This window comes from Streptomyces sp. SID3212 (assembly GCF_009865405.1).
Classification (GTDB): domain Bacteria; phylum Actinomycetota; class Actinomycetes; order Streptomycetales; family Streptomycetaceae; genus Streptomyces.
The window spans coordinates 1-2,177 of the sequence record NZ_WWJY01000697.1 but is presented as its reverse complement, the minus strand read 5'-3'; the positions used below and the strand labels follow the sequence as shown (position 1 = coordinate 2,177).

Here is a 2,177-nt window from a genome sequence, read left to right as displayed (position 1 = left end):
GCCGCGTCGGGCGGCGAACCGGCCGCGCACGCCGCGTACTGGAAAGAGCACCTGGCGGGCGCCCCGCCCCTGCTGACCCTCCCCACCGACCGGCCCCGCCCCGCCGAGCAGGACTACCGGGGCGGCCGGGTACGGGTCGCGCTGGACGAGGAGTTGACCACCGCGCTCCGGGGCCTCGCCCGGCGCAACGGCGGCACCCTGTTCGTCGCCGTGCTGACGGGCTGGGCGATGGTGCTGTCCCGTCTGACCGGGCAGACCGATCTGGTGGTGGGGACGCCGACGGCCAACCGCCGGCGGGGCGACGTCGGGGGCATCATCGGCTTCTTCGTCAACTCCCTTCCCCTGCGCGTCGATCTGTCCGGTTCCCCGACGGCCGAGGACATGCTGCGGCGGGTGCGCGGCGTCGTACGGGGAGCCCTGGATCACCAGGACGTGTCGTTCGACCGGGTGGTGGAGCTGGTCAATCCGCCGCGCAGCGTCGCCCACACCCCGCTCTTCCAGACGATGTTCGCCTGGCAGCCGTCGCGGAAGGGCCTGTTGGAGCTGCCGGACATCGAGGTCGATCCGGTCGGCATCCCGCACGCGGCGGCCAAGTTCGACCTCTCGCTGTCGCTCGCCGAGACGGACGGTGGTGTGATCGGGTATCTCGACTACGCCTCCGCCCTGTTCGACCGGGCGACGGCGGAGCGCTACGCGGGTCATCTGCGGCAGGTGTTGACCGAGATGGCCGAGCATCCCGGCCGCGAGGTCGCGGACCTCGGGCTGGTCGACGCGGAGGAGCGCCGCCGGCTCCTGGCGGACTGGGACGCCACCGAGGGGCCGGAGGCTCTGCCGCCGTCCTCGCGCGGCGGGTTGGTGGAGCGGTTCGAGGAGCGGGTACGGGCCCGTCCCGCCGGGACGGCGCTCGTCCGCGCCGGGGAACGGCTCGACTACGCGGCCCTGGAGCGGCGCGTGAACCGCCTGGCGCACGCGCTGATCGGCCGGGGTGTCCGCCGGGACCAGGTGGTCGGCCTGCACGCGGGACGGTCGGTGGACCTGGTGGTGGGGGTCCTAGGGATCCTCAAGGCGGGTGCCGCCTATCTGCCGCTCGATCCGGGCCAGCCCGCCGAGCGGCTGTCCGCGATGGTGGAGGACGCCGTACCCGCCCTCGTACTGAGTGATGCGGACGCTCCGCCCGACGGCTGGCACGCGCTGGCGTCGGTCGAGGCCGAGGGGCGGCGGGACGACGCGCCGGGGATCGACATCTCACCCTCCCAACTGGCCTATGTCATCTACACGTCGGGGTCGACGGGCCGCCCCAAGGGCGTGGCGGTGACACACGCGAGCGTGATCAACCTCTTCGACAACTGGCGGGCCCGCATGGGCGATACACCGGGCGAGGCGACATCGGCCTGGTCCAGCGTCGGATTCGACGCGTCCGTGCACGAGATCCTGCTGCCGCTGACCACCGGGGCCGTCCTGCACCTGGTCCCCGACGACCTGCGGGGCGACCCGGAGGCGCTGATGGGCTGGCTGCGGGAGCACCGCATCGTCCAGGCGTTCCTTCCGCCGTCGTACGTGAAATGGATCGACGAGTCCCCCGGCACCCGCCTGGAGGGCCTGCGCCTGCGGCAGTTGCTCACGGGGGTGGAGTCCCTTCCCGAGGGGGCGCTGCACCGCATGCGGGAGGCGCTGCCCGGCCTGCGGATCTGTTACGGGTACGGGCCGACCGAGACGACGCTGTACAGCACCGCGTACCTCGACCCGGGGCCGTCGGGGCGGCAGTGCCCGATCGGCCGGCCGGTGGGCAACACCCGCCTCCACCTGCTGGACGAGCGGCTCAGGCCGGTGCCGGCCGGGGTGACCGGGGAGGTGTATCTCGGCGGCGCGAGCCTGGCCCGGGGGTATCTGAACCGTCCTGACCTGACCGCGGAGCGGTTCGTGGCCGATCCGTTCGTGCCCGGCGCCCGGATGTACCGTACCGGCGACCTCGCCCGCAGGCTGCCCGACGGCAACGCGGAGTACGTGGGGCGTGGGGACGACCAGATCAAGCTGCGGGGCTTCCGGATCGAACCGGCCGAGATCGAGGCGGCGCTGCTGGCGCTGCCCGGTGTTCGGGAGGCCGCGGTGCTCGCCGACCGGGACGCCGGTGGCGAGCCGCGGCTCGTGGCGGGCATCGGCCGGGGGGACGTCGCGCC

The 2,177-nt window shown here is 73.6% G+C and carries 1 protein-coding gene; it reads left to right on the top strand.

What is annotated here, in order from left to right:
* Positions 1–2,177: amino acid adenylation domain-containing protein (locus GT042_RS21075; RefSeq protein WP_161310285.1), on the top strand; the 2,177-nt coding region annotated here is incomplete at both ends.